At 31.9% G+C, this 26,044-nt stretch carries 23 protein-coding genes and 1 riboswitch; of the genes, 6 read left to right on the top strand and 17 right to left on the bottom strand.

What is annotated here, in order from left to right; translation table 11 throughout:
- The first annotated feature begins 46 nt into the window (after window positions 1–46).
- Window positions 47–601 carry a thioredoxin family protein gene (locus tag CN946_RS13395; RefSeq protein ID WP_098861565.1) on the top strand — a complete coding sequence of 185 codons (555 nt, stop codon included), beginning with the start codon at window positions 47–49 and terminating at the stop codon, window positions 599–601.
- 62 nt (window positions 602–663) lie between these two features.
- Here CN946_RS13395 and CN946_RS13400 read toward each other — a convergent pair whose 3' ends face one another.
- The 6 genes from CN946_RS13400 to CN946_RS13425 all read right to left on the bottom strand — a co-directional run bounded on the left by CN946_RS13400 (window position 664) and on the right by CN946_RS13425 (window position 6,919).
- On the bottom strand, window positions 664–1,440 hold the full coding sequence (locus CN946_RS13400) for a prepilin peptidase (protein WP_098861566.1): 777 nt from the start codon (window positions 1,438–1,440) through the stop codon (window positions 664–666).
- A gap of 254 nt (window positions 1,441–1,694) precedes the next feature.
- A complete protein-coding gene (locus tag CN946_RS13405; protein ID WP_097976530.1) occupies window positions 1,695–2,153 on the bottom strand; it encodes a C40 family peptidase in 459 nt (152 codons plus the stop codon).
- A gap of 730 nt (window positions 2,154–2,883) precedes the next feature.
- Window positions 2,884–4,560 (bottom strand): glycoside hydrolase family 13 protein, encoded by a 1,677-nt coding sequence (locus tag CN946_RS13410; protein ID WP_098861567.1) that lies wholly within the window; start codon window positions 4,558–4,560, stop codon window positions 2,884–2,886.
- A 234-nt stretch (window positions 4,561–4,794) separates the two neighbouring features.
- Window positions 4,795–5,607 (bottom strand): polymer-forming cytoskeletal protein, encoded by an 813-nt coding sequence (locus CN946_RS13415; protein WP_176547322.1) that lies wholly within the window; start codon window positions 5,605–5,607, stop codon window positions 4,795–4,797.
- Window positions 5,608–5,627: 20 nt separating this feature from the next.
- The gene (locus CN946_RS13420; RefSeq protein WP_098861569.1) at window positions 5,628–6,245 is read right to left on the bottom strand and encodes a DUF4004 family protein; all 618 of its coding nucleotides are present in this window, start codon (window positions 6,243–6,245) and stop codon (window positions 5,628–5,630) included.
- A gap of 338 nt (window positions 6,246–6,583) precedes the next feature.
- The gene (locus tag CN946_RS13425) at window positions 6,584–6,919 is read right to left on the bottom strand and encodes an MGMT family protein (RefSeq protein WP_098861570.1); all 336 of its coding nucleotides are present in this window, start codon (window positions 6,917–6,919) and stop codon (window positions 6,584–6,586) included.
- 156 nt (window positions 6,920–7,075) lie between these two features.
- Between CN946_RS13425 and CN946_RS13430 the strand changes: the two genes are divergently transcribed.
- A complete protein-coding gene (locus CN946_RS13430; protein WP_098861571.1) occupies window positions 7,076–7,774 on the top strand; it encodes an FTR1 family protein in 699 nt (232 codons plus the stop codon).
- A gap of 178 nt (window positions 7,775–7,952) precedes the next feature.
- Window positions 7,953–8,243: a HesB/YadR/YfhF family protein gene (locus CN946_RS13435; protein ID WP_098861572.1), complete on the top strand. Its 291-nt coding sequence runs from the start codon at window positions 7,953–7,955 to the stop codon at window positions 8,241–8,243.
- Between the two features lie 188 nt (window positions 8,244–8,431).
- On the opposite strand, the gene CN946_RS13440 is transcribed toward CN946_RS13435, so the two are convergent.
- The 10 genes from CN946_RS13440 to CN946_RS13490 all read right to left on the bottom strand — a co-directional run bounded on the left by CN946_RS13440 (window position 8,432) and on the right by CN946_RS13490 (window position 20,802).
- Window positions 8,432–11,533 (bottom strand): efflux RND transporter permease subunit, encoded by a 3,102-nt coding sequence (locus CN946_RS13440; RefSeq protein WP_098861573.1) that lies wholly within the window; start codon window positions 11,531–11,533, stop codon window positions 8,432–8,434.
- A gap of 111 nt (window positions 11,534–11,644) precedes the next feature.
- Window positions 11,645–12,970, bottom strand: a complete 1,326-nt coding sequence (locus tag CN946_RS13445; RefSeq protein WP_098861574.1) for a sensor histidine kinase — start codon at window positions 12,968–12,970, stop codon at window positions 11,645–11,647.
- The gene (locus CN946_RS13450; RefSeq protein ID WP_098861575.1) at window positions 12,967–13,650 is read right to left on the bottom strand and encodes a response regulator transcription factor; all 684 of its coding nucleotides are present in this window, start codon (window positions 13,648–13,650) and stop codon (window positions 12,967–12,969) included. Before CN946_RS13450 ends, CN946_RS13445 begins: the two co-directional genes overlap by 4 nt.
- A 253-nt stretch (window positions 13,651–13,903) precedes the next feature.
- Window positions 13,904–15,013: an RNA-guided endonuclease InsQ/TnpB family protein gene (locus CN946_RS13455; protein ID WP_098861576.1), complete on the bottom strand. Its 1,110-nt coding sequence runs from the start codon at window positions 15,011–15,013 to the stop codon at window positions 13,904–13,906.
- Window positions 15,014–15,325: 312 nt separating this feature from the next.
- Complete coding sequence (locus CN946_RS13460) at window positions 15,326–15,505, bottom strand: hypothetical protein (RefSeq protein ID WP_098861577.1); 180 nt, start codon at window positions 15,503–15,505, stop codon at window positions 15,326–15,328.
- A gap of 88 nt (window positions 15,506–15,593) precedes the next feature.
- A riboswitch (cyclic di-AMP (ydaO/yuaA leader) is annotated at window positions 15,594–15,732 on the bottom strand.
- 606 nt (window positions 15,733–16,338) lie between these two features.
- A complete protein-coding gene (locus CN946_RS13470) occupies window positions 16,339–16,686 on the bottom strand; it encodes a VOC family protein (RefSeq protein WP_098427260.1) in 348 nt (115 codons plus the stop codon).
- A 51-nt stretch (window positions 16,687–16,737) separates the two neighbouring features.
- Window positions 16,738–17,316 (bottom strand): TMEM175 family protein, encoded by a 579-nt coding sequence (locus tag CN946_RS13475; protein WP_098427259.1) that lies wholly within the window; start codon window positions 17,314–17,316, stop codon window positions 16,738–16,740.
- A gap of 137 nt (window positions 17,317–17,453) precedes the next feature.
- Complete coding sequence (locus CN946_RS13480; RefSeq protein ID WP_286133927.1) at window positions 17,454–17,978, bottom strand: DinB family protein; 525 nt, start codon at window positions 17,976–17,978, stop codon at window positions 17,454–17,456.
- Window positions 17,979–18,665: 687 nt separating this feature from the next.
- Window positions 18,666–18,935 (bottom strand): hypothetical protein, encoded by a 270-nt coding sequence (locus CN946_RS13485; protein ID WP_098861579.1) that lies wholly within the window; start codon window positions 18,933–18,935, stop codon window positions 18,666–18,668.
- Window positions 18,936–19,206: 271 nt separating this feature from the next.
- Window positions 19,207–20,802 (bottom strand): FMN-binding glutamate synthase family protein, encoded by a 1,596-nt coding sequence (locus CN946_RS13490; RefSeq protein WP_098861580.1) that lies wholly within the window; start codon window positions 20,800–20,802, stop codon window positions 19,207–19,209.
- Window positions 20,803–21,435: 633 nt separating this feature from the next.
- On the opposite strand from CN946_RS13490, the gene mprF reads away from it, so the two are divergent.
- The 3 genes from mprF (at window position 21,436) to CN946_RS13505 (ending at window position 25,060) form a co-directional block, all read left to right on the top strand.
- A complete protein-coding gene (gene mprF / locus CN946_RS13495) occupies window positions 21,436–23,958 on the top strand; it encodes a bifunctional lysylphosphatidylglycerol flippase/synthetase MprF (RefSeq protein ID WP_098861581.1) in 2,523 nt (840 codons plus the stop codon).
- A gap of 203 nt (window positions 23,959–24,161) precedes the next feature.
- Window positions 24,162–24,614 (top strand): MarR family winged helix-turn-helix transcriptional regulator, encoded by a 453-nt coding sequence (locus tag CN946_RS13500; protein WP_098861582.1) that lies wholly within the window; start codon window positions 24,162–24,164, stop codon window positions 24,612–24,614.
- Window positions 24,615–24,640: 26 nt separating this feature from the next.
- Complete coding sequence (locus tag CN946_RS13505) at window positions 24,641–25,060, top strand: organic hydroperoxide resistance protein (RefSeq protein WP_056471346.1); 420 nt, start codon at window positions 24,641–24,643, stop codon at window positions 25,058–25,060.
- Between the two features lie 55 nt (window positions 25,061–25,115).
- Here CN946_RS13505 and CN946_RS13510 read toward each other — a convergent pair whose 3' ends face one another.
- Window positions 25,116–25,895, bottom strand: a complete 780-nt coding sequence (locus tag CN946_RS13510; RefSeq protein ID WP_176547323.1) for an ABC transporter permease — start codon at window positions 25,893–25,895, stop codon at window positions 25,116–25,118.
- Window positions 25,896–26,044: the final 149 nt, after the last annotated feature.

Genomic DNA, 26,044 nt, shown 5'->3' on the forward strand with positions numbered 1-26,044 from the left:
GAATGGGGTATAATACTATTTATTAACATTAAAGGAGTGTATGGAAATGTCATTAAATTCTTGGTTCGAAAAAGGCATGACTTTTCAAGAATATGTAGAAGCAATGAATGTGAATAAAGAAGAACTTCTAAAAATCTATAATGAAGTTACGATTCCTGAAAGTACACAAGCAAAACTTGAACAATTAAAGAATCGTCATTGGAAGGTTGTTACCTTAACTGCAGATTGGTGTGGAGATGCATTACTTAATGTACCAGTAATTCAGAAAATGATGGAAAAAGCAAATATAGATACTAGATTCCTAATTCGAGATGAAAACCTAGAATTAATGGATCAATATTTAACTAATGGTAAATCTCGTTCTATTCCAATTTTTGTTTTTATGGATGAAAAAGGGAATGAAGTAAATGTATGGGGCCCACGTTCTGCGGAGATTGAAGAAATTGTAGTTGAAATGAAAAAAGAGCTTCCAGATAAAGATGATCCAAATTTCCAAGAAAAACAAACTGCTGTTTTTAAAGCGATTCGAACAAACTTCGTTGAAGATAAAAAATATTGGAATTCAGTTATTAATAGTGTAGAAGAGAAATTATTCTCATAAGTAAAAGTACGGGTTATTTAGTTGAAGAATTTTTCAATTAAATAGCCTTTTTATTTATCAGCTTAATAAAAAATTATATCGTAAAATTCTAATAGATTTTCACAATAAAAATAACTAACTAATCCACCTATTGAGATGAATGGACCAAAAGGAATTGGATTTCGTTGCTTTAATTTTCCGAACAATATTACAACTAACCCGTAAATACTGCCTGAAAAACATGCAAGCATAAATGCAATGAGTGTTAGTTTCCAACCTAAAATTATTCCTAGCACACTAAATAACTTTATGTCTCCCCCTCCCATACCACCTTTACTAATCAGATTAATTAAAAGCAAAACCACGAATGCTCCTAAAGCTCCTACTATACTACTCCACCAAGGGTCCAAAGGAAATAAGGTTCGTTCAAAACTAAAAATAAATAAAAAGATTAGTAGAATCCGATTAGGAATAATCATATAGTTCACATCTGAAACAACAATAATGATTAATAAAGATATTAACGAAAGAGCGATCATTAACTCTTTATGAAAACCAGTTTCATAAATGGATAAAACGAATAACATACCTGTTAGACTTTCAATTAATAGATATAGTTTGGAAATTAGCATCCCGCAACTTCGACATTTCCCTCTTTGGAGTAAAAACGAAAATACCGGTATTAATTCTATGGAACTCAATTTATGTCCACAATTTGAACACGAGGAACCCGGTGAAATAATCGATTTTCCGTTAGGTACTCTTAACCCAACAACATTAAAAAAAGAACCAAATACTAGGCCTAATACAAAAAAAGTAAAGTAGACTAATGCTATGATTACCAGCTCCTTTAAAGTCATTCAACTAGTTTAGTTAAAGGTCATTATATCATTGGAACATAATCTACTTATTTATTAAAAAAGAATACTTTATGAAAAGATAAAAAAAACTTGCCGATTAGCGGTGACAAGGGCGTAGTTGCACTTTTACTTTATTCCTAAAATTGATAATTGCGTCGAATACTCCTCCTCGCTACCAATTTATACTTTCTTAAAGTGCAAAAAAAAAGCAATCTACCATTCTTAAGAAAAGTAAATTGCAACTATTATTATGTTTATTTAATTACACTACCTGAGCCAGCGAATTTCGGTTTCCAATATGTATTGGAAAGACTTACAACAGCTACTCCCTTACTTGAAGTCGCTGAAATAAAATTATTATTTCCCATGAAAATTCCTACATGGCTAATACCTTTTTTGTATGTATTTTTGAAGAAAACTAAATCACCAGGAACAGGCTTTTTAACAATTGAGCTGACAGTATACATTGACGAAGCTGTTCGAGGTAATGTAGTACCTACTTTTTTGTATACATACCCTACGTAACCTGAACAATCAAAACCTTTAGTACTAGTACCACCAAAACGATATGGCACTCCAGTATATTGTTTAGCGATTTTTGTTACCTGATTTTTCTTTGAGTATGGGTTATATGTAGATGCTGCTTGTGATTTAGTCGTAAAAAATACCATGCTCAGTAAGCATACGAAAGCTATAAGGACTTGCTTTTTCATCTCTTTCTCCCCCTTCATTGATAATGTAAGTCTAACAAAATCCAATTTTGAAAGCCATTACAGGAGTGTTACAAATTGTCGAAGTGTTTGTAATACTATAAAACCTTGTAGGTTTTTGCCAAAAAAATGCAGCAAAAAATGACGATCATTCGACAGCCATTTTTTAGAGTATTGAAAAATTTGAACATTAATTGCCCCTAATTTTTCAAGTTGTGCACCCCGTTATGTAGGGATGTTCTTACTTAATTTTACGGTGAAATCTAGTGTTAAAAAGTTCGGATCATTCTTTGACAATTATTGAAAAGATTTTATTTGTTTTACTGGATTATGTTTAGTTTTGGTTGGTTCAAAGTCTAATTTAATGTTATTTCTTCTATTTTTTTGATTATATTACTCTATTCGCCCTTGTTTCATAGCCCTATTTGCGGTTTTCATAGTTTATATTGCAGGTTTGACTTTTTTTATTTGAAGATTTACCAAATTAAATTGTAGTTTTGGCCTTTTTATTTGAACTTTTAGAAATTTAATTGCAGTTTCGGTCTTTTTATTTGCACTTCCAAAGATTTAATTGCAGTTTCCACTTTTTTATTTGCACTTCACAGATTTAATTGCAGTATCCACTTTTTTATTTGCACTTCCACAGGTGTACCCCATGGAAAGCAAGCATCCTGTATAAAATGAAAACAGACTGTCATGTGACAGTCTGTTCAGTAAATACTATATAAAATAATTAAATTAAACGATAAACTCTAGCTTCAAAAGGTTTAAATTCCATGTTTTCAACTAATTGATGATCTGTTAATTCAATGTTCGTTAAACTTAATTGTGCATTCTTTTTTGTAAGTTCTTTCGGTAAAGTAAATTTTTGTTTCTCTGATGATAAATTAGTAATCACTAAGAATGTTTCTTTTTCACCATTTCGAGTGTATGCATAAACAGGTTCATTTTTAACGTCTAGATATTCATACGGTGCATAAACTAGTGCCTTATTTTCTTTACGTAATGTAATCATCTTTTTATAGAATGATAAAATAGAGTCTGCATTTTTTTCTTGGATTTCAACATTTATTTCATTAAAGTTATCATTCGTTTTAAGCCAAGGTTTACCCGTTGTGAATCCAGCATTATTTGTACTGTTCCATTGCATAGGTGTGCGGGAATTATCACGGCCTGTTTTCCATAAAATATCTAGAACATCTTGTTCAGTCGAACCATTTTCAATCATTGTATTATACATATTTTTTGCACTTACATCATTATAATCGTTGATTGATGTGTAGTGAACATTTGTCATTCCAATTTCTTGCCCTTGGTAAATGAATGGCGTTCCTTGCATAAAGAAATACATTACTCCAATAGCTTTTGCTGAAATTCCCCAAAATGCTTCATCATCATTTCCTAATGTACTGACTGCTCTAGGTATATCATGGTTCTCGATAAATAATGCATTCCATCCATATCCCTCTAATCCAGTTTGCCATTTAGTAAGTACTTCTTTTAAATCGGCGATCGAAGTTTCTGATTCATCGGTTTTCTTCCAAAGATCTAAACTTTCGAATTGGAAAATCATATTGAACTTACCTTGTTTTTCTCCAACCCACAGATGTGCATCTTTCGTTGTTACACCATTTGCTTCTCCGACTGTCATGATGTCATATTTATCAAATGTTTCACGTTTTAGCTCATCCAGATATTTGTGAATTCCCTCTTGATTCATGTGCATATCAAAGCTTGCCACATATTTCTCTTTCTTTGGATTTGGCATATCTGGAAAACCTGGTCGTTTTCTTATATGACTGATCGCGTCTACTCGGAAACCATCGATTCCTTTATCTAACCACCAATTAATCATGTCATATACTTTTTGTCTTACTTCTTTGTTCTCCCAATTTAAATCAGGCTGCTTTTTTGAGAATAAGTGTAAGAAATATTCATCCGTTGCTTCATCATATTCCCAAGCAGATCCACCGAAAATACTTTCCCAGTTATTTGGCTCATGGCCTGATTTTTTTCTTTCTCTCCAAATATAGTAGTCTCTATAGGGATTATCTTTTGATTTTTTAGATTCTAAAAACCAAGGATGCTCATCACTTGTATGATTGACTACTAAATCTAAAATTAACTTCATTCCTCTTTCGTGTACATTCTCTAATAGCTCATCAAAATCAGCCATTGTGCCAAACTCATCCATAATGTCCTGATAATCTGAGATATCGTAACCATTATCATCATTTGGTGATTTGTAAAATGGACAAATCCAAATAACATCTATACCGAGTTCTTTTAAATAATCTAATTTCGAAATTACACCTCTTAAATCACCAATTCCATCACCATTTGAATCCATAAAGCTACGTGGATAAATTTGGTAAGCAACCGCTTCCTTCCACCAACTTTGATTTGTCATAATCTCTCTCCTCCAAATGCATAAAAGCGTTTTCATTATCGATTATATTAGTAGTCTTCAATAAAAAATAAGTACAATTTTATTGCAACCGTTTGCACATTATTATCTTAACATTCAACTAACTATAGTTCAATAACCGAAATAGAGAGAACTTTCAATTCTAACTTCCTAGCTGCCTTATTTAAAAATCGTTTTCACAAAAAAAAAAGCAACTTAGGATATCCCTTAAGCCGCTTATATTTCTAATTTCTTTACATCCTTTACTTTTGCTGAAGGATGAATTTGAACATCTTCTGTATATTCTACAAGGTCGATTACACATTTTGGTCCAATTGTTACAGCATCACCTCTTACTACACTTGCTGTCGTGTAATCAATCTTTACAGCACTTCCCTCAATTACATCTGATTTGAAGTTCATTCGATTGTTAAAAAGTTTAGTAAAAATACGTGAAAATAGATTATTGTCATCGAATCGACTAATTTCAATTGTTTCTCCACCAATTTCAGGTATATAGCTAAATCCATTATGAGGTAAATAGCCAAATCCACCATGGGTAATTTTTACGTTTTCTGCATTTAATAAACCATTCATTGATAAGTGACCTTTAGCTGTAAATACTTCACATTCAGACCCTTTTTCTGTAGAAAGCGACCCTTTTACAGTAATTACTTCTGCTTTCACTATTCCCGTCGTTTTCATTGAACCAGAAACATTAATACTCTGAACATTTAAGTCGCCCTTTGTTTTAAAGCTACCGCTAACATTCACATCTCCACCAGAAACTTTTCCATCAATCGAAGCCGATCCACTGACACTCATTTTTTTTGCATCAACATCACCTAGACATTTAGCGCTCCCACTGCAGTTAAAATATTCAGTTTCGACTTTTCCATTGAATTTTGCTGAGCCACTTACTTTCACTTCATGACAAAAAATATCACCAAGTATGCGTCCGCTTCCACTAATTCTAACGTCATCATATTTGCCAGTACCAATTGTTCCTGAACCGTTAATAATTGCATTTTGCTTTGATTGCACGCTCACAATAATCTCTCCTCCATAATTTATTTAATCGATTTATTTAAATAGCTAGAGAGAGTAACATTGATTAAGATGGAATCCTTTTGATCAACAAACGTTTCATGTTGATTTCCAATAATCCATGTACCCATACCAAATTTTCGAATATAAATGACAGTCGCTTCATCCATGTTTATTTGGTTTTTATGCGTTTCAACCAAATTTAAAAATTGCGTTATTTCATCTATTGTTACACTTCCATTTGAAAGCCACTCGTTTACAAAAAGTAATGAACATAGTTGAACCGTACCTAAATGCTCTAATTTAGTATTTGGAAAAAGTGATTGATATATTTGTACGACTTGTTTAGGGATTTGCTCCAAAGATAAAGTAGCATTCCCACGATCAGAAACGATTTCTTCATTGATTGAAAACACTCTAGCAATATCATCTAATGATTGATCATCCTTCAACTCTTTTATTTTTTCAATCCGATCCAAAATTCTCTGTTTTGGAAAAAACGTTTCCTGTCCAGTAAAGCTTGATTTTTTCATAAACCACTCTTCAGGAATGATGTTTTTCCTTTTCCATCTATAAAGCTGTCCGTACGATATGCCTGTAAGTTGTAGTAAATCTTTTTTGGAAATTAATTCTTCACTCATATGACATTCCTCCTGACACGAGTATAACAAAACAATGTTTCATTGTAAAGCATTCAAGCATAACACTTTCGACATAACATTTGTCCAATTTCACAACAATATTGTGCGTAACAATGTTTTAATTATTGGCATTTTCATATAAAGAAAACTCGTCGATTGACTTTCTTTTAGACAAAGACTTAGTTACACTTATACTTTATTCATAGAATTAGTTACTACATTGAGCACTCACCATATTTCTTAAAGTGAAAAAAATACCCAAAATCCATTTATTAATGAATTTTGAGTAGCAATTTCATTCTAAATCTATTTAGTTAGAATGCACCTTTTCTTTCATCCTAAATTAAATCTACATCTTCTTTCTCAAGAACTACACTTACTTGATATTCCTTCAAGTTAATGGTTCTCTCGCTCGTAAATTTGACCCCTTCGTCTTGGAGCAAACGCTTTTGCTTTAAAAATCCTTCTTCATCTTGGATCCCTATTTCACCTTTAGCATTTATAACTCTATGCCATGGCAATTGGTATTTTTGGCCCATCGAGTGTAAGATTCTTACAACCTGTCTAGCTCCTCTTGGACTTCCTGCTAATTTTGCAACTTGTCCATATGTCATTACTTTTCCTGGTGGTATATTTTTAATAATTTCAATCGCTCTACTTGTAAAAGATTCCATTTTTTCCTCTTCTAAAATTCACGTTTTGGGATTTTTTTATATTAATTTTACCACATAACTTATTATGCCTATTTATTAATAAAATAGTGTCCGTTTCTACTAGTAAAGAATAGTCTAGTTAGTAGATTTAAATATAATCGGGAGGATGATAGTCAATTGAATGCTAATTTTTTAATAGCTTTACGAGAAGGCCTTGAGGTTTCATTAGTAATCGGGTACTTACTCATTACTTTAATTCAGAGTAAAAAAGAGCATTTAATTAAGTCAGTAGTATACGGAACAATACTTGGAGTAGTAGTTAGTATTTTTGCTGGATTTTTCTTATTTACAACATTTGGTGAACTAGATGGAAATGTTGAACATACGATCGAAGGTGTAATCCAATTAATTGCAGCATTGTTAATCTTCTATTTTATTTACTGGTTAAGTAGTCAAAGTAGCATTAATATTTCAGATAAACTAAAATCAGAAATTAAAATTATGGATAGCAGTATTTCACTATTTTTAATGGCAAGCGTATTTGTGATCCGCGAAGGCTTAGAGCTAGTTCTGTTTGTTTTATCAAATGCACATACAATCGCCCTTGTTGGTATGATTTCTATTTTACTAGGAATTATTGCAGCTGTCTTAATCGCATATTTATTTATTAAAACTACAGTTAATTTAAATATTAAAGTGATTTTTACTTTGTTGGGTATTCTATTAATTTTCTTTGGAGGTAAAGTATTCACTGAAGGTCTTTTCTCTTTTATCGATGCTACCCCACTAGTTGAACAAATCGTCTATTATGGATTCGTCGTCATATCACTATTTATTTTATTTAAAAACAACATACTATCATTTTTCAAAAAATAGGATAGTTTTGACTGATACGCCTGTCTTAAAATACTTCAATTATAGAAGAAAACCTGCAAGCTAATGTTGGTTTTCTTCTTTATTTTAGTTATACTTTTTGCACTTAACATCACTTTTCTGTATAGTTTTTCACATTCATACTATAATATTTTTATAAGATAAAGAAAGGTCGGTTAAAATGAAAATTACAATTTCCGAAGATGCATTAAAATGGTTTCAAGATGAGATGAATGTAAAAGAAGGAGATACAATTCGTTTTTTCGCGCGATACGGTGGAAATAGTACAATTCATAAAGGCTATTCATTAGGTGTTACTAAAGAACAACCAGTGGATATCGGAGAATCTATTTCAATTGATAACGTAGTCTATTTTATTAACGAAACGGATCTATGGTATTTTAAAGATTATCATTTAAATGTAATTGTAAATGATAATAATGAATTACATTTTGATTATGAACCTAAATAATAAGAGGAGCTTAGGTAGAGTTTATTCCTAAGCTCTTTTTTGTTTTGAGTTCTGTAGAAGTAGATAGTAAGGTATTTCCTAAAGGTTGTCTAATTAGACTGCCTCTTTTTTAGTTTTTCATTTAACAGAGTTTTGTTTTAAATACAAAAAAGTGTGCCCCACTATTTATGTGAGGCACTCTTCATCATTTATTCTTCAATCTTTTTCTTTTTGCTTACTAACTTATAAATAACTGGAATGATGATTAGTGTTAAGAATGTTGAAGTTGTTAAACCACCAATTACAGTTACTGCTAATCCTTTCGAAATTAAGCCAGATGTTGAATTTGAAAGGGCCATTGGTACTAATGCAAGGATTGTCGCTAATGCTGTCATTAAGATTGGACGTAATCTTGTCTTTGAAGCTTCAATTAATGCGTCAGTTACATCTAATCCATTTTTACGGTTATGTTCAACTCGGTCTAATAATACAACCGCATTCGTTACAACAATACCGATCAACATTAATAGTCCGATCATTGCACTCATTGATAGTGTTTGTTTGCCAATAAATAACGCTAAGAAAGCTCCGATTGGTACAAAGATTAATGATGTTAAAATAACAAACGGTGTTCTTAAACCACCAAATGTCATGCTCATGATTAAGAATACTAATCCAACAGCAACTACCATTGCTATTCCTAAACTGCTGAATCCATCTGTAATCATATCTAAACCGCCGCCAATTTTCATATCGACGCTTTTTGGTAAATCAATTTTATTTATGTGACTTGTTACATCTTTTGTAATTGCTGCAGTGTCTTTACCTTTTACTTCTGCACTTACTGATGCAAACATTTTTCCATCATCATGGTTGATTGAAACTGGTGCATCCTTTTGAGAAATTGTTACATAGTCTTTAATTTCTTTTGGACCTGTTGCAGTCATAAATTTAATTTTTTCAATATCTTCTTTTGAAGTTGCTTTATTTTTATAACCTACAGTAAGCTTATTTGTTTCTCCGTTTAAATCGTAATCACCGATTTCAACGTCGTTAATTTTTTCATTAATAGCTCCCATAACTTGGAACATTGAAATATTTTCATCGTGTGCTTTATCGTTTAATGTAATTTCTAATTTAGGTTGTACATCTTTTAAATTATTAGAAACATTTTTTAGACGATCATCACTATTTAATTCTTTTTCAATTTTTGATGCTGCTTCTTTTAAATCATTAAAGTTAGCAGAATATAAATTTACTTCAATATTGTTCCCTGTTGGAGGACCATTTTGAGAAAGTTCTTTTGCTGTGATTGTTGTACCTTTTACTTTCGCGTCAACAATAGAAGGAACTTCTTTGTTGATTTTTGAAAGTTCTTTATCCATGTTCTTTCCATCTTTTAGATTGATTTGGAAGATCGCTTTATTTTTGCCACCATCCATATTCATCATAAAATCACGTTTACCACCAACAGTAGCTTGTACACTGTCAATTAGGTCTGAATCTGCAAAGTATTTTTCTAATTCTTTTGCAACTACATTTGATTGGTCCACAGTACTATTTGATGGAAGAGTTGCTGTAACTTGAAGTGTTTTATTTACACTACCTGGTAAGAATGAGAATCCTAATAAAGGAATCATCGATAATGAACCAGCTAATAAAACGATTGATAATAAGATAACAATCCATTTACGTTTTAGTGCCGAACGAAGTAACTTTTCGTAACCTCTCATAAAACGCGTATCATTACTATGCTCTTTTAATGGTTTAGATAAGAATTTTGCTCCTAATGTTGGAATTAAAATGATCGCAACAATTAGAGAAGTTAAAATAGAAACTACTACTGAAATAGCAAATGGTCTAAAGAATTCACCAATAATACCACTTACAAATGCTAAAGGTAAAAATACTACTACAGTCGCAAATGTAGATGATGCAATGGCACCAATTACTTCCTTAGTTGCATATAATGCCATTTCTTTTCTCTTATATTGATTATTTTTTTGTTGTTTCCATCTGTATATATTTTCAATTACAACGATACTATCATCAACAATACGTCCAATCGCAACAACTAGACCACCTAGAGTCATAATGTTTAATGTATAACCTAGTGAATTTAATACTGATATTGTTGCAAAGATTGAAATTGGTAAAGATAAAATTGAAATTAATGTCGCTCTAATATTTCTTAAGAATAACAGAATAACGACTACTGTAAATAACGCACCTAGTAGACCTTCTTTAATTAAAGAACTAACGGATTTCTCGATTTCTTTACCGTTATCCATAATGACATGCGTTTCTACATTATTGTCTTTCTTGAATGATTTAATTTCTTTTTTAACAGCTGTTGCTACATCCGCTGTATTTGAATCTTGTGTTTGAGAAACAGATAAAATATAACTTTCTTTACCGTTATATCTAGAAATTTGGTCTTGAACCGAAACTACTTTTACATCTGCAATATCAGCAACAGTAACATTTTTTGGCGTAACTGTTTGTGCTTGTCCTGCACCTCTACCTAGTTGTGCTCCTTGGGTCATCGTACCCATTTGTGTACCCTGTACAGCTGCACTAGATAAAACTGTATTTTTGATTTGATCGACTGAGTTTAACGTACCTTTCATTCGAACAGAAACTGTTTTTCCATTATTCTCAACAGATCCTAATGGCACTGCATAATCTAGACCTTGAATCGCCGTTTTAATAGTGTCTAAAGAAATCCCTTTTTCTTCAGCCTTTTTATTATCTACAACGATTTGTATTTCTTCATCTTTTGTTCCTTGAAGACTTACATCACTTACACCAGTGATTTTTTTAATTTGAGGAAGTAAATCTTTTTCAATTGATTGTTGTAAATCTTTTACTTGTCCGTTATTTGCAATCGCAACCTGGTAAATAGGAGCAGAATCCATCGCAATACGTTGAACTGTCGCTTCTGCTTTATCAGGTAACTTAGTTTTATTGATTACATTATCAACGTCTTTTTCAATTTTATCCATATCCGATCCAAAAGGATAAATCAAAAAGATTGAAGCCATATTTTCACTTGAAGTACTTGTTAACTGATCATAGTTTTCAAGCTTCATTAAACCTGATTCGATTGGTTTAGTGACCTCAGTTTCTATATCCTCAGATGATGCACCAGGGTATACTACCTGTACTGCAACAGCTGGAAATGAAACATCAGGAAATGTTTCAATTTGTATTTTTTGGGCAGAATAAATTCCCCCTATTAAAACTAGAACACTTAATATAATAACTGAGATTGTGTTCTTCAAACTTAATTTCGTTAAGCCTGCAAACATAATGTATCTATTTCCCCTTTCGATTCGTTACAATTCTAATACGTGATTAGTTTATCAAATCAATATGAACAGAATATGAACAATTAAGAACATAATTTTAACTTTTTATTTTTACAAGTTTCTCGGTAGGATAATCGTAAAGCTAGTTCCCTTTCCAACCACACTTTCAACCTCTATTTTTCCATGATGTATTTCCATAATTTTTTGTACAATCGAAAGACCAAGCCCTGTTCCTTTTTTATTTCTTGAACGGTCTGCTTGATAAAAACGTTCAAATATCCGTTCAATATCTTCCTTACTTATTCCTAGCCCATTATCGCTAATGAGGACGTGAATAGTATGATCCAATTCCAAAATATCTACTTTAATGTACCCAGCTATATTTGAGAACTTAATCGCATTTTGAAGTAAATTAATCCAAACTTGTTCAAGTAGTAAACGATCTGCAACTATTTCTGTTTGTGGCAAATTTAAAACTAATTGAAGCTTTTTACCTTCCCAATGTGGCTCTAATGCCAAAAAAATTTTTCGAATTTGTTCATCTAATTTATAGGTCGTAGGCTGGAATGGATGTTGCTCAGAGTCTAATGAAGCTAACTTTAATAATCTTTCACTCATCATAGAAAGACGTTCACTCTCTGCCTCAATAATGGATAAATAATGTTCCTTTTTCTCATCAGTTATTTGTTTATTTCTTAAAACCTTTGCAAATCCCTTAATAGATGTTAACGGTGATTGAATTTCATGCGAAACATTTGAAACAAATTCACTTCTCATCTCTTCTAACTTGTTTAATTTATTCGTCATCAAATTAAAGTTTGAAGCAAGTAATCCTATTTCATCCTTACGTTTAATCGTTACTTGAACATCATAATTACCTTTAGCCAGTTCTTTTGTAGCACGAATTAGCTCTTTTACTGGCTTTACTAATAACTTAGCAACAAATAAAAACGTTACTGATCCAATGATTAATGTTGTCAGTAAACTAAAAAATAAAACTCTCCGCATTTTAAAGAACCCACGATCAATATTAGGCTGAATAAATAAAGCATATTGATGCCCATCTTTTTTAAAAGGTAGACCGATGAGATATCCTTTTGTTTGAACATCACTTTTGTTTAATACATTTAATACTTGATCTTTTTTTATATTCTTCTTTTTTAGTGCTGTATTTTTCAAAACGATTTTACCCGACTCATCATACAGTGATATATAAAAATTTTTACTAAGAATTTGTAAGGTCGCATCTACCCCATTTTGATTATCTTGTTTAGAATATATGGAAATAAAATTTTCTCCAACATCAATTAAATCACTTTGTACTTCTGTTTCAACATGTTTTATAAAGTATTTTGAAGCGATAAAAAAAGTAATGACTAAACTCAATAAAATAACTGAAATAAAGATTAAAACCAATCTCGAATACATGCTTTTCATGCGTGATTTTCCTCTAATTTATAACCTAAACCTCTTATTGTAACGATTTCGACTGTAGCCTTTAACTCTCTTAGACGCTCTCGTATTCTCTTTATATGCACATCAACTGTGCGTTCATCTCCTTCATAATCAAGTCCCCATATTTGCTCAATCAAATCATTTCTCGTAAAAATTCTTCCAGCTTGACTTGCAAGCTTCAACAATAATTCGAATTCCTTTAATGGTAATGTAATCGATTGATCATTCGCCGTAATTTCATATTTAACTTGATTAATCGTTAAATTACCTACAAAGATATTTTTATCAGATAGTAATTGAAATCTTCTTAATAGGGCTTTTACGCGGGCTACAATTTCCAAAGGATCAAACGGCTTTACAACATAATCATCTACCCCTAGATCAAAGCCCTTTAATTTATCCTGAGATTCACCTTTTGCAGTAACCATTAAAATCGGAATATCATAATACTTTTTAACCTCTTTTGTCAGCTCATATCCATCTACTTCAGGCATCATCACATCAACTACCGCTATTTGAATATTATTTTCTTCCAGCAACGTTAATGCTTCTTGACCATTTTCAGCCTCAATAACTGTATAGCCTTCACCACTTAAAAAAATAGAGATTAACTCCCGAATATTTGCATCATCATCGACAACTAATACTTTTACATGATTCAATAAATTCACCTACTTACATTTACAAATAATTATGTACTTATTATATAAACTCATTATCAACGACCCACGACTTACTGACCCTACGGTCTAGTTGAAGAAGAGGCTTGTGACTGCCAAACTTTAACAGTGCTTCTACCCTTGTAGATAGCATATACACTTATTCCTTCCCAGTAGTCCGTACGTCATAAAACTCCTACCTTAGTATGGTGGAATATAAGGACGGTTGACTTCGCCCCTACTACAAGAATTATATTCATGTAATAACTACACCAATATGTTCAAACCCTTTACGGTGTAGATTCATTGCTCCAATACGGTCATCATTTGATTTGTATTGGCAGTTTTCACAGCAAAATGTGTGTAATTTCTTATTTCGATTTGTTTTCTTGATATGTCCACATTTCGGACAAGTTTGAGAAGTATATTTCGGGTCTATTACAATTACTTTTTGTCCGTTCATTTGAGCTTTATATTCAAGCATTTTACGGAATTGGTAGAACGACCATGATACAGTAACATAACGTTCTTTTACTCGTACTTTTTCTGTCGTATTACGAACACCACTTAGATTTTCTAAAACAAACAGCGTCCCTTTAGGGTATTTATCAACGAGTGCCTTTGTAATTTGATGATTTACATCAGTAACATAACGGTTTTCTCTTGAGCCAATTTGTTTTAATTTCTTACGAGCAGATGGTGTTTGTTTTACTTGTAATTGCTTACGAGTTGCTTTAAATTTACCACGTTTATGTTTCACAACATGTCCGTTATAGAAGGTAGTTTTCCCTAGACTATCGTAAGTAGTGGCAAGGAAGTTGATTCCTAAATCAATACCGACTATATTGTTAACATTTACAAAATCCAATTCCGTAAAATTTTTCGTCATTGGAATGTGTAAAAACCACTTTTGGAATTTATATACCAACTTAGCGGTTCCAAATTTCCATGTGCCATTGAAGTATTTCTTCATTGCCTTGCATTCATAATTAAGTTTAAGACGCCCATCTATTGTATTTATACTGAATTGTTTTTGAGTAAGCGAGTAATCACGATTCCACACTAGGTCGTATTCAGGGAGCTTGAACTGAATCAAAGCCCATTCGTGTCCATTAGACTTTGCCGATTTGTAACGTGCAATAACTGTTTTCATTACAGATTGAGCCATTTGACTTTTCAAGCCGAATTGATTACGCAGGTCTAAGTAATACAAGTTGTTTAGATTTACTTGATTTAGGTTTTTTGTTTCAAAAATAATTTTCGATAACCAATTACAAGCCTTACGATACGCGTTGGTAGTAATTCTAAGACTATCGGCCTGATTATCGGAAACGTAAATTTGTATTTTAGCAGTTATTGTTACCATTATTCCCACCACCTTTCACTTACTTTATTATAAATAAAAAATAAGTGAAGGTTAAATAAAAGAGAGAATGGGGAAAGTCTCAGATACTTAATATGGTATATTAAAATACATTCCATATCAGATGGCAATTCCGCCCTTCCTTAACGTGGAGCTACGGCCTGCACACGTGAAAACGGGGGTTTCCTTGTCAATTTTTGATGAAACCAAAACTTACGTATATAAAAAAGAGAATGGCTTAATTGACCACTCTCTTAAGGAAATTTTAACTATTTTTTCGACCTATTTTAAATTCGTGATCTTCTACAATACTAATCAATCTATTCTCACGACTTTACCTGATTTTCTCTTTCTAACGATTCTTTTTCTATTCCCAGACTTTCCACATCTATATTTTCCATTTTCATCATCTACTACAGAATCCTTACGAGTCATAAATACTGCTATTAACATAGTTAAAATAAGAATCCCGCCAAATATATACATTTCTAGCACTACATAACCCCCAATTACTTTATCAAAATTGAATGCAAAAAAGACACTAGGAAAATCTCCAGTGCCTTAATAAGACATCATTTTGGAAACCTTCTCCCTACACGCCTACGAGGTTAGCTGTCGGATTCGGACCTAAAAAGTAGCCCTACCTAAAAAGGATTCACCCCAAAGTACAATTGCACAAAAATTGGTTCCCCCGCTTCAAAATTGAAATGTCCTTAATATATAGAAGAAACACTCAACTAAAACTCAGCGATCTATGGTCATTTAATTTTATGTATATTACTTAAATTACAATTCAACTACTAAATTGTAAACTATTTTACTACTTAAAGAAACTAATATGTCTTTTGATTAAAAATGCTGGGCCAATAAATGACCATTATGATCATCTTTTCCTAGTTGATTTTTAGAAAGCAAGTTGTTCAATATCACTTACTCAAAAAGGGTATGAGTCCATCTCTGTTATAAAACCCTAATTCACAGTTAACGTATGTAATCGTTAACTAAAATAAGTAATAACCCCCACTATTAAATTAAAAGTGACATAGATCAATAAGATGGTACCAACAATTCTTCCTGTGCTTTTATTCTTTTTCTTTGCAAATTTGTTAATTAAGAAGACAATTATAGCTATTACTAAAATTAGAATTAATAGTGGCAAAAAAATAAATAAGTCTGACATAGTTTATTCTCCTTTGAGTAATCTCTAAACTCGAAGTTACTAAATAAACTAATATTCTATAGAGATCCTTTTTATTCCTTGTTAGACTAAAATACCACTAGTACAAATAGAAAAAAGGATTGCCGCAGCAACCCTTTCTTAGCGCAGGTTATTTCTCCCAAAGTTCTACCAATCTACCTTCAGGATCTTTAATCCAAGCAAACTTACCATAATCACTAATCTCTTTTTCCTTTGCAAGAGGTACACCAACTTGCTCAAGATGCTTTATCGTCTCGTCTAGATTATAAACTTGAAAATTTAACATCACTTGCTGTTCTATTGGGAAATAATTGTCTTCTTCCGTAAAGAAAGAAAAGATCGTTTCATTTTCAGAATCGGGTTTAATAATAGTCCCATTCCAATTTTCTATTTCAACATTCAGCACTTTACTGTACCATTTTTTTAAAGCATCCAGATTTTTAGTCCTCCAAAATATTCCCCCGAAACCTTTTATCATCATAATCTACTCCCTCACTTTTTTATAAATTTATAAAAAAACACTTTTTGTTTACTTACTTTGCATAACCTTCTCTATTCGTCGATCCGGTAATAACCACATAATTGCAACGATTACATAAATTATTTGAGCGAACCAAGGCCAGATCAAAGACGTGCAAACTGCAGATAAGTAACAAACCACTGAAACTTTTCCTTTCCAATCATTACCTACTGCTTGTTTTAACTTTGAATTCTTTCCCTCTTTTTGGATAATTATACCTTGTAATATGAAGTAAGCTATTGCTGCCATTAAGAGTATTACACCATAAAGCATTGTCGGATAAGGTTTATAATGGTTTTCTCCCATCCAACCAGATGCAAAAGGAATTAAGGATAACCAGAAAAGCAAATGTAGATTTGCCCACATTATTGATCCTGTTACCTTTTGTAAAGTGTGTATCATATGATGATGGTTGTTCCAGTAAATCCCTACATAAATGAAACTAAGTAAATAACTAAGAAAGGTTGGGAAAAGTTGTAATAAGTCTTGTATATTTGGACTGTGAGGGATCCTAATTTCTAGGACCATAATTGTAATAATGATAGCAAGTACACCGTCACTAAAAGCTTCCAACCGATTTTTATTCATTGTTTACTCCCTATAATTATTTGTCTTTTTGTTTAATTTATATTTCTATCTATTTAGATTCCTTATTTCCTCGTAAAATTAAAAATATCATATCGGTTAGTTTAAAGAATGCATTCTAAAGTCACATCTAATGCCCGTCACTTAACAAGCCTATGTTCTAGCTCACTTTTTTGGCGCAAGTGATGACGAAAATGCATATAAACCAAATCATACCATTCCCTTGCATTTAGCCATCCGAACCCTCCATGCTGGACTTTATAATTTGGGTTGATAAGGTCCACTTTCGATTCCCATTGGCTCAACCTTAGAATTACTTGATTAATTCTGCTGATAAGCTCGTCCTTACTATCTGAATTATTAGGTGGGTCATTTAGTTCATCTGGCAATCTAATTTTAATTGGTGGAAATCCCCCAATTTTATATAACTGCTCACCAAATTCCGTTTTTCCAAGGGGTTGTTCATCATTTAATTTGGCACAGGTTTCCATGCAATCTAGATATTCATTGGCACAAATGATTAAATGGTCATACATTTGACCAATAGACCAAACCGCTTCTTCAGATTTATACCTTAACTGTTCCAAAGAGTAATTTTGAAGCTCGTTTTTGTATGTATTAATCAGTTCAAGTTCGTTCAGGGTAGATTCCTCCTTTGTATTCACTTAAATCTAAAATTTTACATTTTTTGCATATGTAACTAATCATTCAATATTCGTTAACAAATACCTTCTTCAAAATACCTACCATTTTTCTCAATTAAAAAATCGACTTTGCAGTCGATTTTTTTCACGCTGTTGAAAAACAATCTTGTCAATTATAATTATCAAATTTTCGTAAAAGGAGTAGAGTGATGTTGATTTCCATTACAGGATGCTCGCTTTCCATGGNNTGGGGCGAGATTCTTTAGCCTTCCCGCATATCCCATAAGAGTCGAGCATCCCTCCATTCCAATCAACTAATTCATCAACAAAAGTTTATGATAAAAACCTAATTAAATATTCTTTACTTAGTGTAACAGTTTAATAATCAATTTTTAAGTCAATTGAGATTCAACATCAACTTATAAACTAATCATTTAAAACGATTTATCTAAAATTTGCTCTTAATATTTTTAGTCGAAAAAAACAATTACTATAGTTTGTTGGTATATTATAATTGTTGAAACTCTTTAACATTTAAAATCGTTTATAAATATAAAAAATGAATTTTATCAATACTGTTCTACTAAATTTTGTTTTCCCTATACCGATTTATAATAGATTCACAAACACAAAAAAGGAATCTCCTAAATTAATGATTCCTCAAAAATTCTCTTTAGCTATGATCCTATTCAAATAACTTTTTGACTTTTAATATGGAGTAGGTGTAGGTGTTCCCGGTGGTCTCCACCAAGATTCAACAGTTTTCCAAGCAGTATTATAGTCGTAACCTTTTCCCATCAAATAACCTATAGCAACTGCTTCTGTTAATGCATGTTGATAGCCAAGGTGTTGTGCTTCTTTTAATCCATGGCTAACAGCTGGGTTTATTACTGTTAGAATTTGTTGTGGATTTACAGCTTGCTGTGGATTTCTATAATAATCATTGTGATTATAAGGTACGTGGTTGTAGAAATTCATATTAACGTTCCTCCCTTTTTAATAACGTATTATGCAATCTTGGGCTTTCAAATCTTTATAATATATGTAGATTAGGGAGTTTGCGGAATAGGCTATAAGCATGGCTTAAAAATTTTTAGGTGAACATCACAGTCATAACAATTGCTAATATACTTTTATATGGTGACTCCTTACCCTATGCGACTATACATCACACAAAAAGACTACCTAAAGTAGTCTCTCTTTAAAGTCCGGTCTAGTGGCGAAAAAACGTAAAGTAAAGGTACTATTTTTAATCTACTTTTTCTACCAATGATTGATAAATTTCCTTTAGTGACCACACTTTCCCTTTTTCATCTTTATAAATGACATGTTCACTTTGAAAGTGGGCAGGAGAATCCAAACCTGCAGCGGCAGCTAACCGAAATAAACCTTCACGCATTGAAATTAGGTAATTTGCTGTTCGATATTTTTTTTCATCAATGACAAGGGCTTTTTGTAAATCAGGATCTGTTGTGGCCACACCGACTGGACATGCATTGGAGTGGCATTTTAATGCTTGAATACAACCAATCGTAATCATAAATCCTCTTGCGATATTAACAAGGTCAGCCCCCATTGCCAATGCAATTGCTACTCGATCTGGCGAAAATAATTTTCCTGAAGCTATTATTTTAACTTGATCACGTACGCCATATTTTCTTAAAGCATGATCCATTAAAGGTAATGCAGATTTAATTGGCAACCCTACACTATCCGCCAGTTCCTGGTATGTGGCACCAGTTCCCCCTTCACCACCGTCTACAGTAATAAAGTCAGGGCCCTTCCCAGTACTTTTTATATGTTTTGCTAATTCATCAGCTTCGTGACCACTTCCAATAACCACTTTCATTCCTACTGGTTTTCCAGTTTGTTCTCGAATTTGTTCCATAAAGTCAAACAACGAAGGAAAGTCCTGAAACTCTCGAAAACGATTAGGACTATCAATGGATTTAAACGGTTCTACCATTCTTATTCTTGCAATTTCCTCTGTTACCTTTTCCCCATCAATATGCCCACCACGTGTTTTGGCACCTTGAGCTAATTTAAGTTCAAAAGCTTTCACTTCGGGAATTTTACTTTTTTCTATCAAGGCATCCCAATTAAAATTCCCCTCTTTATCTCTAACCCCGAATAACCCTGGGCCAATTTGCATGATAATATCAACGCCACCCTTTAGATGGTATTCAGACAGACCACCCTCACCTGTATTCATCCATGTCCCTTTCGCAATTGCTAATCCCTCTGAAAGTGCAGTAATAGCCTTTTCACCTAAGGATCCATAGCTCATAGCAGACATACCAATCTGGCCTTTTACAATAAAAGGATACTTCGTGTTTTTACCTATCACAATTGCATCACTATCATCTAATAAAAATGCAAGTGAATCATTCTTCTCTAATCTTTCTTCCTTCTGTGTAAATAAAGGCTCTTTAATCAATAAATATCGGTTTGTTGTTACGTTTATTTGCTGGCCCATTTTTAATTCTTCTGACAGTTTTGGAAACATCGAATTTCTAATATAATATCCTTTTTCTTCAAAGTCTCTTTTAGACCCAAACCCAAGGACATCTCGTTTATATTTTGCTTTTTTGACAATGTGCTCATATTCTTCTCTAGAAAAAGGTTTACCTTCTAAGTCATTGTTAAATAAATACTGACGTAACTCAGGTCCAATCGTTTCTAAGAAGTACCTAACTCGTCCTATTACTGGGTAATTACGGAGTATTGGATGCTGCTTCTGTCTTCGATCTATAAAAAACAAATATAGTGCACCTATTATTAAAATTAAAAGTATTAAGGCAAAAAAAATGAATCCAAGGATAATTAAAACATTTGTTATATTCAATTATAATTCCCCCTTGAAAAAGTTCCGTAATATTGCTATCAAATTTATTTTAAATTAAAATACTTCATTCTTACTCTCTTTAATTGAGTTTACATTTTATTCTTTACATATTTCCTTTCAATTTATACAATGCAAGCATCATCGAATACACTCTTATTCAGCTATAAAGTCATCTAGAAAAAAATTGTGTTGGATGGCTCCATCATTATTTAACATTTTCTTTTGATCATTTAAATATTCTTCAAGAGAATTTAGTATTTTTTTCTCTTCCAAATAAAAGGTCTTCCTTTTTTTATTGAACCCAATTAATATTTTCATTTATAGATATTCAATAAATCATAAAATAGTCCTCTCATAATTGAACTTTAATCCCCCGACTCCAATGGAAAATGGAAGTGTCTTAGGCCTCGCTACATAGAAAACGAGTGGAAACCTAAGTCTTTTTTTCATTAATATTAATCACAAAATAGTCTTGAAAATTAAAATCTAATTAACTTTTCATCTCCAAAATAATAAGTTATTAAATTTTCTAGGACCTGTTAATATTCTTCTTGTTAAATAGTGGAATAATATGGAATACTAAAGCTAATAACTATTATTTTAATTGTTGAATAATAACTTCAGGAGTGTCTTATGAATAAGATTCGGATTAGTAAAGTAGGTTTATTTAAACTATTTTTCATTTCAATATTACTAGTTACATTTATATTCGTTGGAAAAAACGTGCTTTTAAACTTCGACTTTAAAATGTTCTTTAACTATATGGAGTCCCTTACATTAATACAGTACTTTTTGATTTTTGCATTAGGAATTTTAGCAGTATCTCCAATGTTTTTATATGACTTCGTACTTGTAAGACTATTAAAATTAGATTTCAGTTTTCGAAAAATATTAATGGTAGCATGGCTTGCGAATACTTCCTCAAACCTAATTGGTCTTGGTGGGGTTGCAGGTACTACCATTCGAACTCTATTTTATCGAAAAGATCGCACCGGACCCGAAATTGTTAAAGCAGTGAGTAGTGTAACGATATTCTTACTTTCTGGATTATCGATATTGAGCTTAGTTTTATTTACTGGAATTTTCGATTTATCATTTTTAAATGAATATAAGTATTTATATATCGCTATCATCATTGCAATTTGTTATTTCCCGGTAATGTTTTTAGTCGTTTATTTAAAACGTAATTTTTTCTCGGAGAATTTTTCCGCAAAATATATGCTTTCACTGGTTGTCATTTCCTTATGTGAATGGTCTTTTATTTTATTATTCATTTACTTCATTTGTTTATTTTTACATATCGACATTTCAATCATAGAAGTATTACCTGTTTTTTTAGTCGCGTCTGTTGCAGCACTTTTAAGTATGATTCCAGGCGGTCTTGGATCTTTTGATTTTATTTTCCTATTAGGTTTTACATACTTTGGAATCGATAAGGAAACGACACTTCTTGTTTTATTGATTTATCGTTTCAGTTATTTCTTTTTCCCGTTTGCTTGCGGTATTATTTTAGCTCTTAAATTATTATGGAATAAAATAAATCAATCATTTAATAATATTCCAAATCAAATATCAACTTATTTGGGGCATAAACTTTTAACGATTTTAATATTTTTATCTGGCGTTATTCTATTAGTTTCTGCTGCTGTACCAAGCATGCTTTTGAGAATTAGTCTTTTAAATTTAATTTTACCTTCGACAATTATTAATATTTCACATTTAATTTCGGTTACAGCAGGCTTTACTTTGCTAGGACTCTCTCGTGGAATTGATTATAAAGATAAAAGAGCATGGTATATTACACTTTTCATGCTAATTGTTGGGGCAGTTACAACCTATTCAAAAGGATTAGATTATGAAGAAGCTCTTTTTGTATTAGCAGTTGCTTTTATATTATTTATTTCAAAGAAACAATTTTATAGAGAAAGCTTCGTTTTAACTTGGGGTAAGCTTATTGTCGATAATTTTATTTTATTCTTCTTTTTAGGTAGTTATTTACTTATTGCTTATATCAATCTACCTCAAACAAATGTCAAAATACCTGCTAAATATTTACCTTATATACTTGTTAATTCGAGAGATATCGTGATTAGTGCAGTTCTTGGTTTTGCAGCTGCTTTACTATTTTTTTATATCGCATTTTTTAAAGTTAAAAGAAAACAATTTGAATTTATAAATACAAAAGCTGAAGAAGAAAAAATAAAAGAACATTTTAATAAGTATGGTGGTACAGAACTTTCACATTTGGTTTTTTTACATGATAAATACTTATTCTGGGCTCAAGATGAGACAGTATTATTTATTTTTCAGCCATATGCAGACAAATTAGTTATTTTAGGTGACCCGGTTGGTGAAAAATCTCGTTTATATCCTGCTATTGAAGAATTATTAAACTATGCCGATCAATTTGGATATACACTCGTCTTCTACCAAGTAAACTCAAATTCACTTTCCTATTTACATGAAAACGGATTTGATTTCTTTAAACTTGGTGAAGAAGGATTTACTGATATATCAACTTTCACTTTATCTGGAAAACGTAATAAAGGAATTCGTGCACTTTACAATAAATTTGAACGCGAAGAATATAGTTTTCAAATGATTGAACCACCTTATTCAAATGAATTCTTTACGGAATTAAAGGAATTATCACAAGAGTGGTTGAAAGGGCGAAAAGAAAAAGGGTTTTCACTTGGCTATTTTGATGAGGATTACATCAAACTTGCGCCAGTAGCTATTATTAAAAACAATGAAAATAAAATGATTGCTTTTGCATCCATTATGCCAAACTATAATGAGCATACGATTTCAATTGATTTAATGCGTCATAGAGTTGACGCTCCAAATGGAATTATGGACTTTATGTTTGTTAACTTAATTGAATGGTTTAGGTCCAGAAATTTTCATTATTTTAATGTCGGTATGACACCTTTAGCAAACGTGGGTCTATCTAAGTATTCATTTACAAGTGAAAAAATTGCAGCGCAAATTTATCAATATGGACAATTCTTATATCACTTTCAAGGTTTAAGAAGCTTCAAAGAGAAATATGTTAATTCTTGGACGCCTAAGTTTTTGGCGTATCATAAAAAAACATCCTTACCAATCACAATGCTACAAATAACTTCATTAATTTCTAGGTCTAGAAAAAATTAGTTTTAGCCAGTTAATGTATTAAACATTGACTGGTTTTTTTATTGTGAATAAACTATTTTCCACTTAAAACCTACTCAATTATTAATCAAAATAAATAAATTGGTAAAAAATAATAGTTATTATCGCTTGCAAAATTATTTCCCATCAATTATGATTGTGTCATATTAAATTGTGCACAACTAATATGTAAGGATGTTGATCGAATGAATAAAGAAAATCAGCTTTTGCTTGAAAATCAGGTATGTTTTTCAATTTATGCTTGTTCTCGAGAAATTACTAAATTATATCGTCCAATCTTAGATGAGATCGGTATTACGTACCCGCAATATCTTACATTGCTCTCACTTTGGGAAAAAGACCAACAAACTGTGAAAGAACTTGGGGAGACTCTTTTTTTAGACTCAGGTACGCTTACACCAATGCTTAAAAGGATGGAATCTGCGGGACTAATTTTACGTAAACGTGATTCAAGTGACGAGAGAAAAGTATTTATTACACTAACTGAAGAAGGTACTAAATTAAAAGAAAAAGCTTTCTGTATACCTGAGAAATTTTTAAAGGAAAGTAATACCACTAAAGAGGAACTTTTAACAGTATTAAATCAGACAAAAGCTTTATTAAAGAAAATTCAATCTGCTAATGAGGATAAAAAATAGATAATTTATATTAAGGAGAGAATGTAATGGAAAAATTATATACTGCTACAGCAACTGCAACAGGTGGACGTGACGGAAGAGTTATTTCATCAGATGATTTTATTAATTTATCACTTAAACCACCAGTGGAATTAGGCGGTCCTGGTGGAGCAACAAATCCTGAACAACTTTTTGCCGCTGGTTATTCAGCTTGCTTTGACAGTGCATTAAATTTAGTAGCTCGTAGGCAAAAAATTAAATTAGAATCTACATCAGTAACTGCAAACATAACAATTGGTAAAGACCCTGCTGATGGAGGATTCAAATTAGCTGCTCAACTTGATGTAAAGGTACAAGGTGTTCCAACAGAAGTAGCTGTAGAACTAGTTAAAGCAGCCCATGGCGTTTGTCCATATTCAAAAGCAACTAGAGGAAACATGGATGTACAATTAAGAGTAATCGGATAATATTTAGCATAATGGGAGAAGGAAAAGTTTTTACTTACCCCTTCTCCCTCTATCCTTATCCTTGTTCTATTATCGTTTCATATTTTAATGAATCGTCTTTTGTGAAGAATTTTCTATAGGATAGAAGTGTTGAGGAGAATACACTAATTGCAATTGCGCCAATTAAAATACATTCTATAAGCAATTGATATTTGATCGCATATAAAGGACTTATTCCAGCAAAGATCATTCCCGTCATCGAGCCTGGTAAAGTAACAATTCCTACAGTTTTAGCTCGATCAATTGATGGAATTAAGGCAGCTTTAATTGAATTTTTTATGACATTATTTGAAGCTTGTTTAGTTGTTGCCCCTAAGCATAATGCAGCTTCAATTTGATTTTTACTTGCTTGAATTTCAGCCCTAAGTCTTGTTAACGCTAAGCTATTGGCATTCATTGATGTACTAATAATCATACTTGAAATCGGAATAACATACTGAGCCTTCAACGCAATTTTGTTTGCTATCAATACGACTCCTAAAGAAATCATGACGCCTAGCAAAATACTAATAAATGAAATAAAAAATGCTCCTTCAATTTGTTGTGACCTTTTACTCGAAGTATAAGCACCGAATAAAATCATACAAAATAATATAATGATGACAATTAAAAAATGCTCAATCTGCAGTATGTATTCAAGTACATACCCCATTATCATTAATTGAATGACGGTCCTTACTGAAGAAACGCCAATGTCTTTTTCAACACCAAGTTTTTGATAATAGGATATTCCGATAGCAATAATAATTAATAAAAATGTCAGAGATACTCCTGTAATATGCAAATTACCTTCCATCATTTCACCGTTGCCAAAAACTTATAAAAATCAATAAGAACGATTATTTTTATAGATTTCGTTTATTTCCCTTTTCCACGTGTCCGACTTTGCCTAGTTAGGCTACTTTCGTTTGGTATAACACTCCAAGGGCGTAAATTCGGATACAA

This window comes from Bacillus sp. AFS053548 (assembly GCF_002575105.1).
Classification (GTDB): Bacteria; Bacillota; Bacilli; order Bacillales; family Bacillaceae_G; genus Gottfriedia.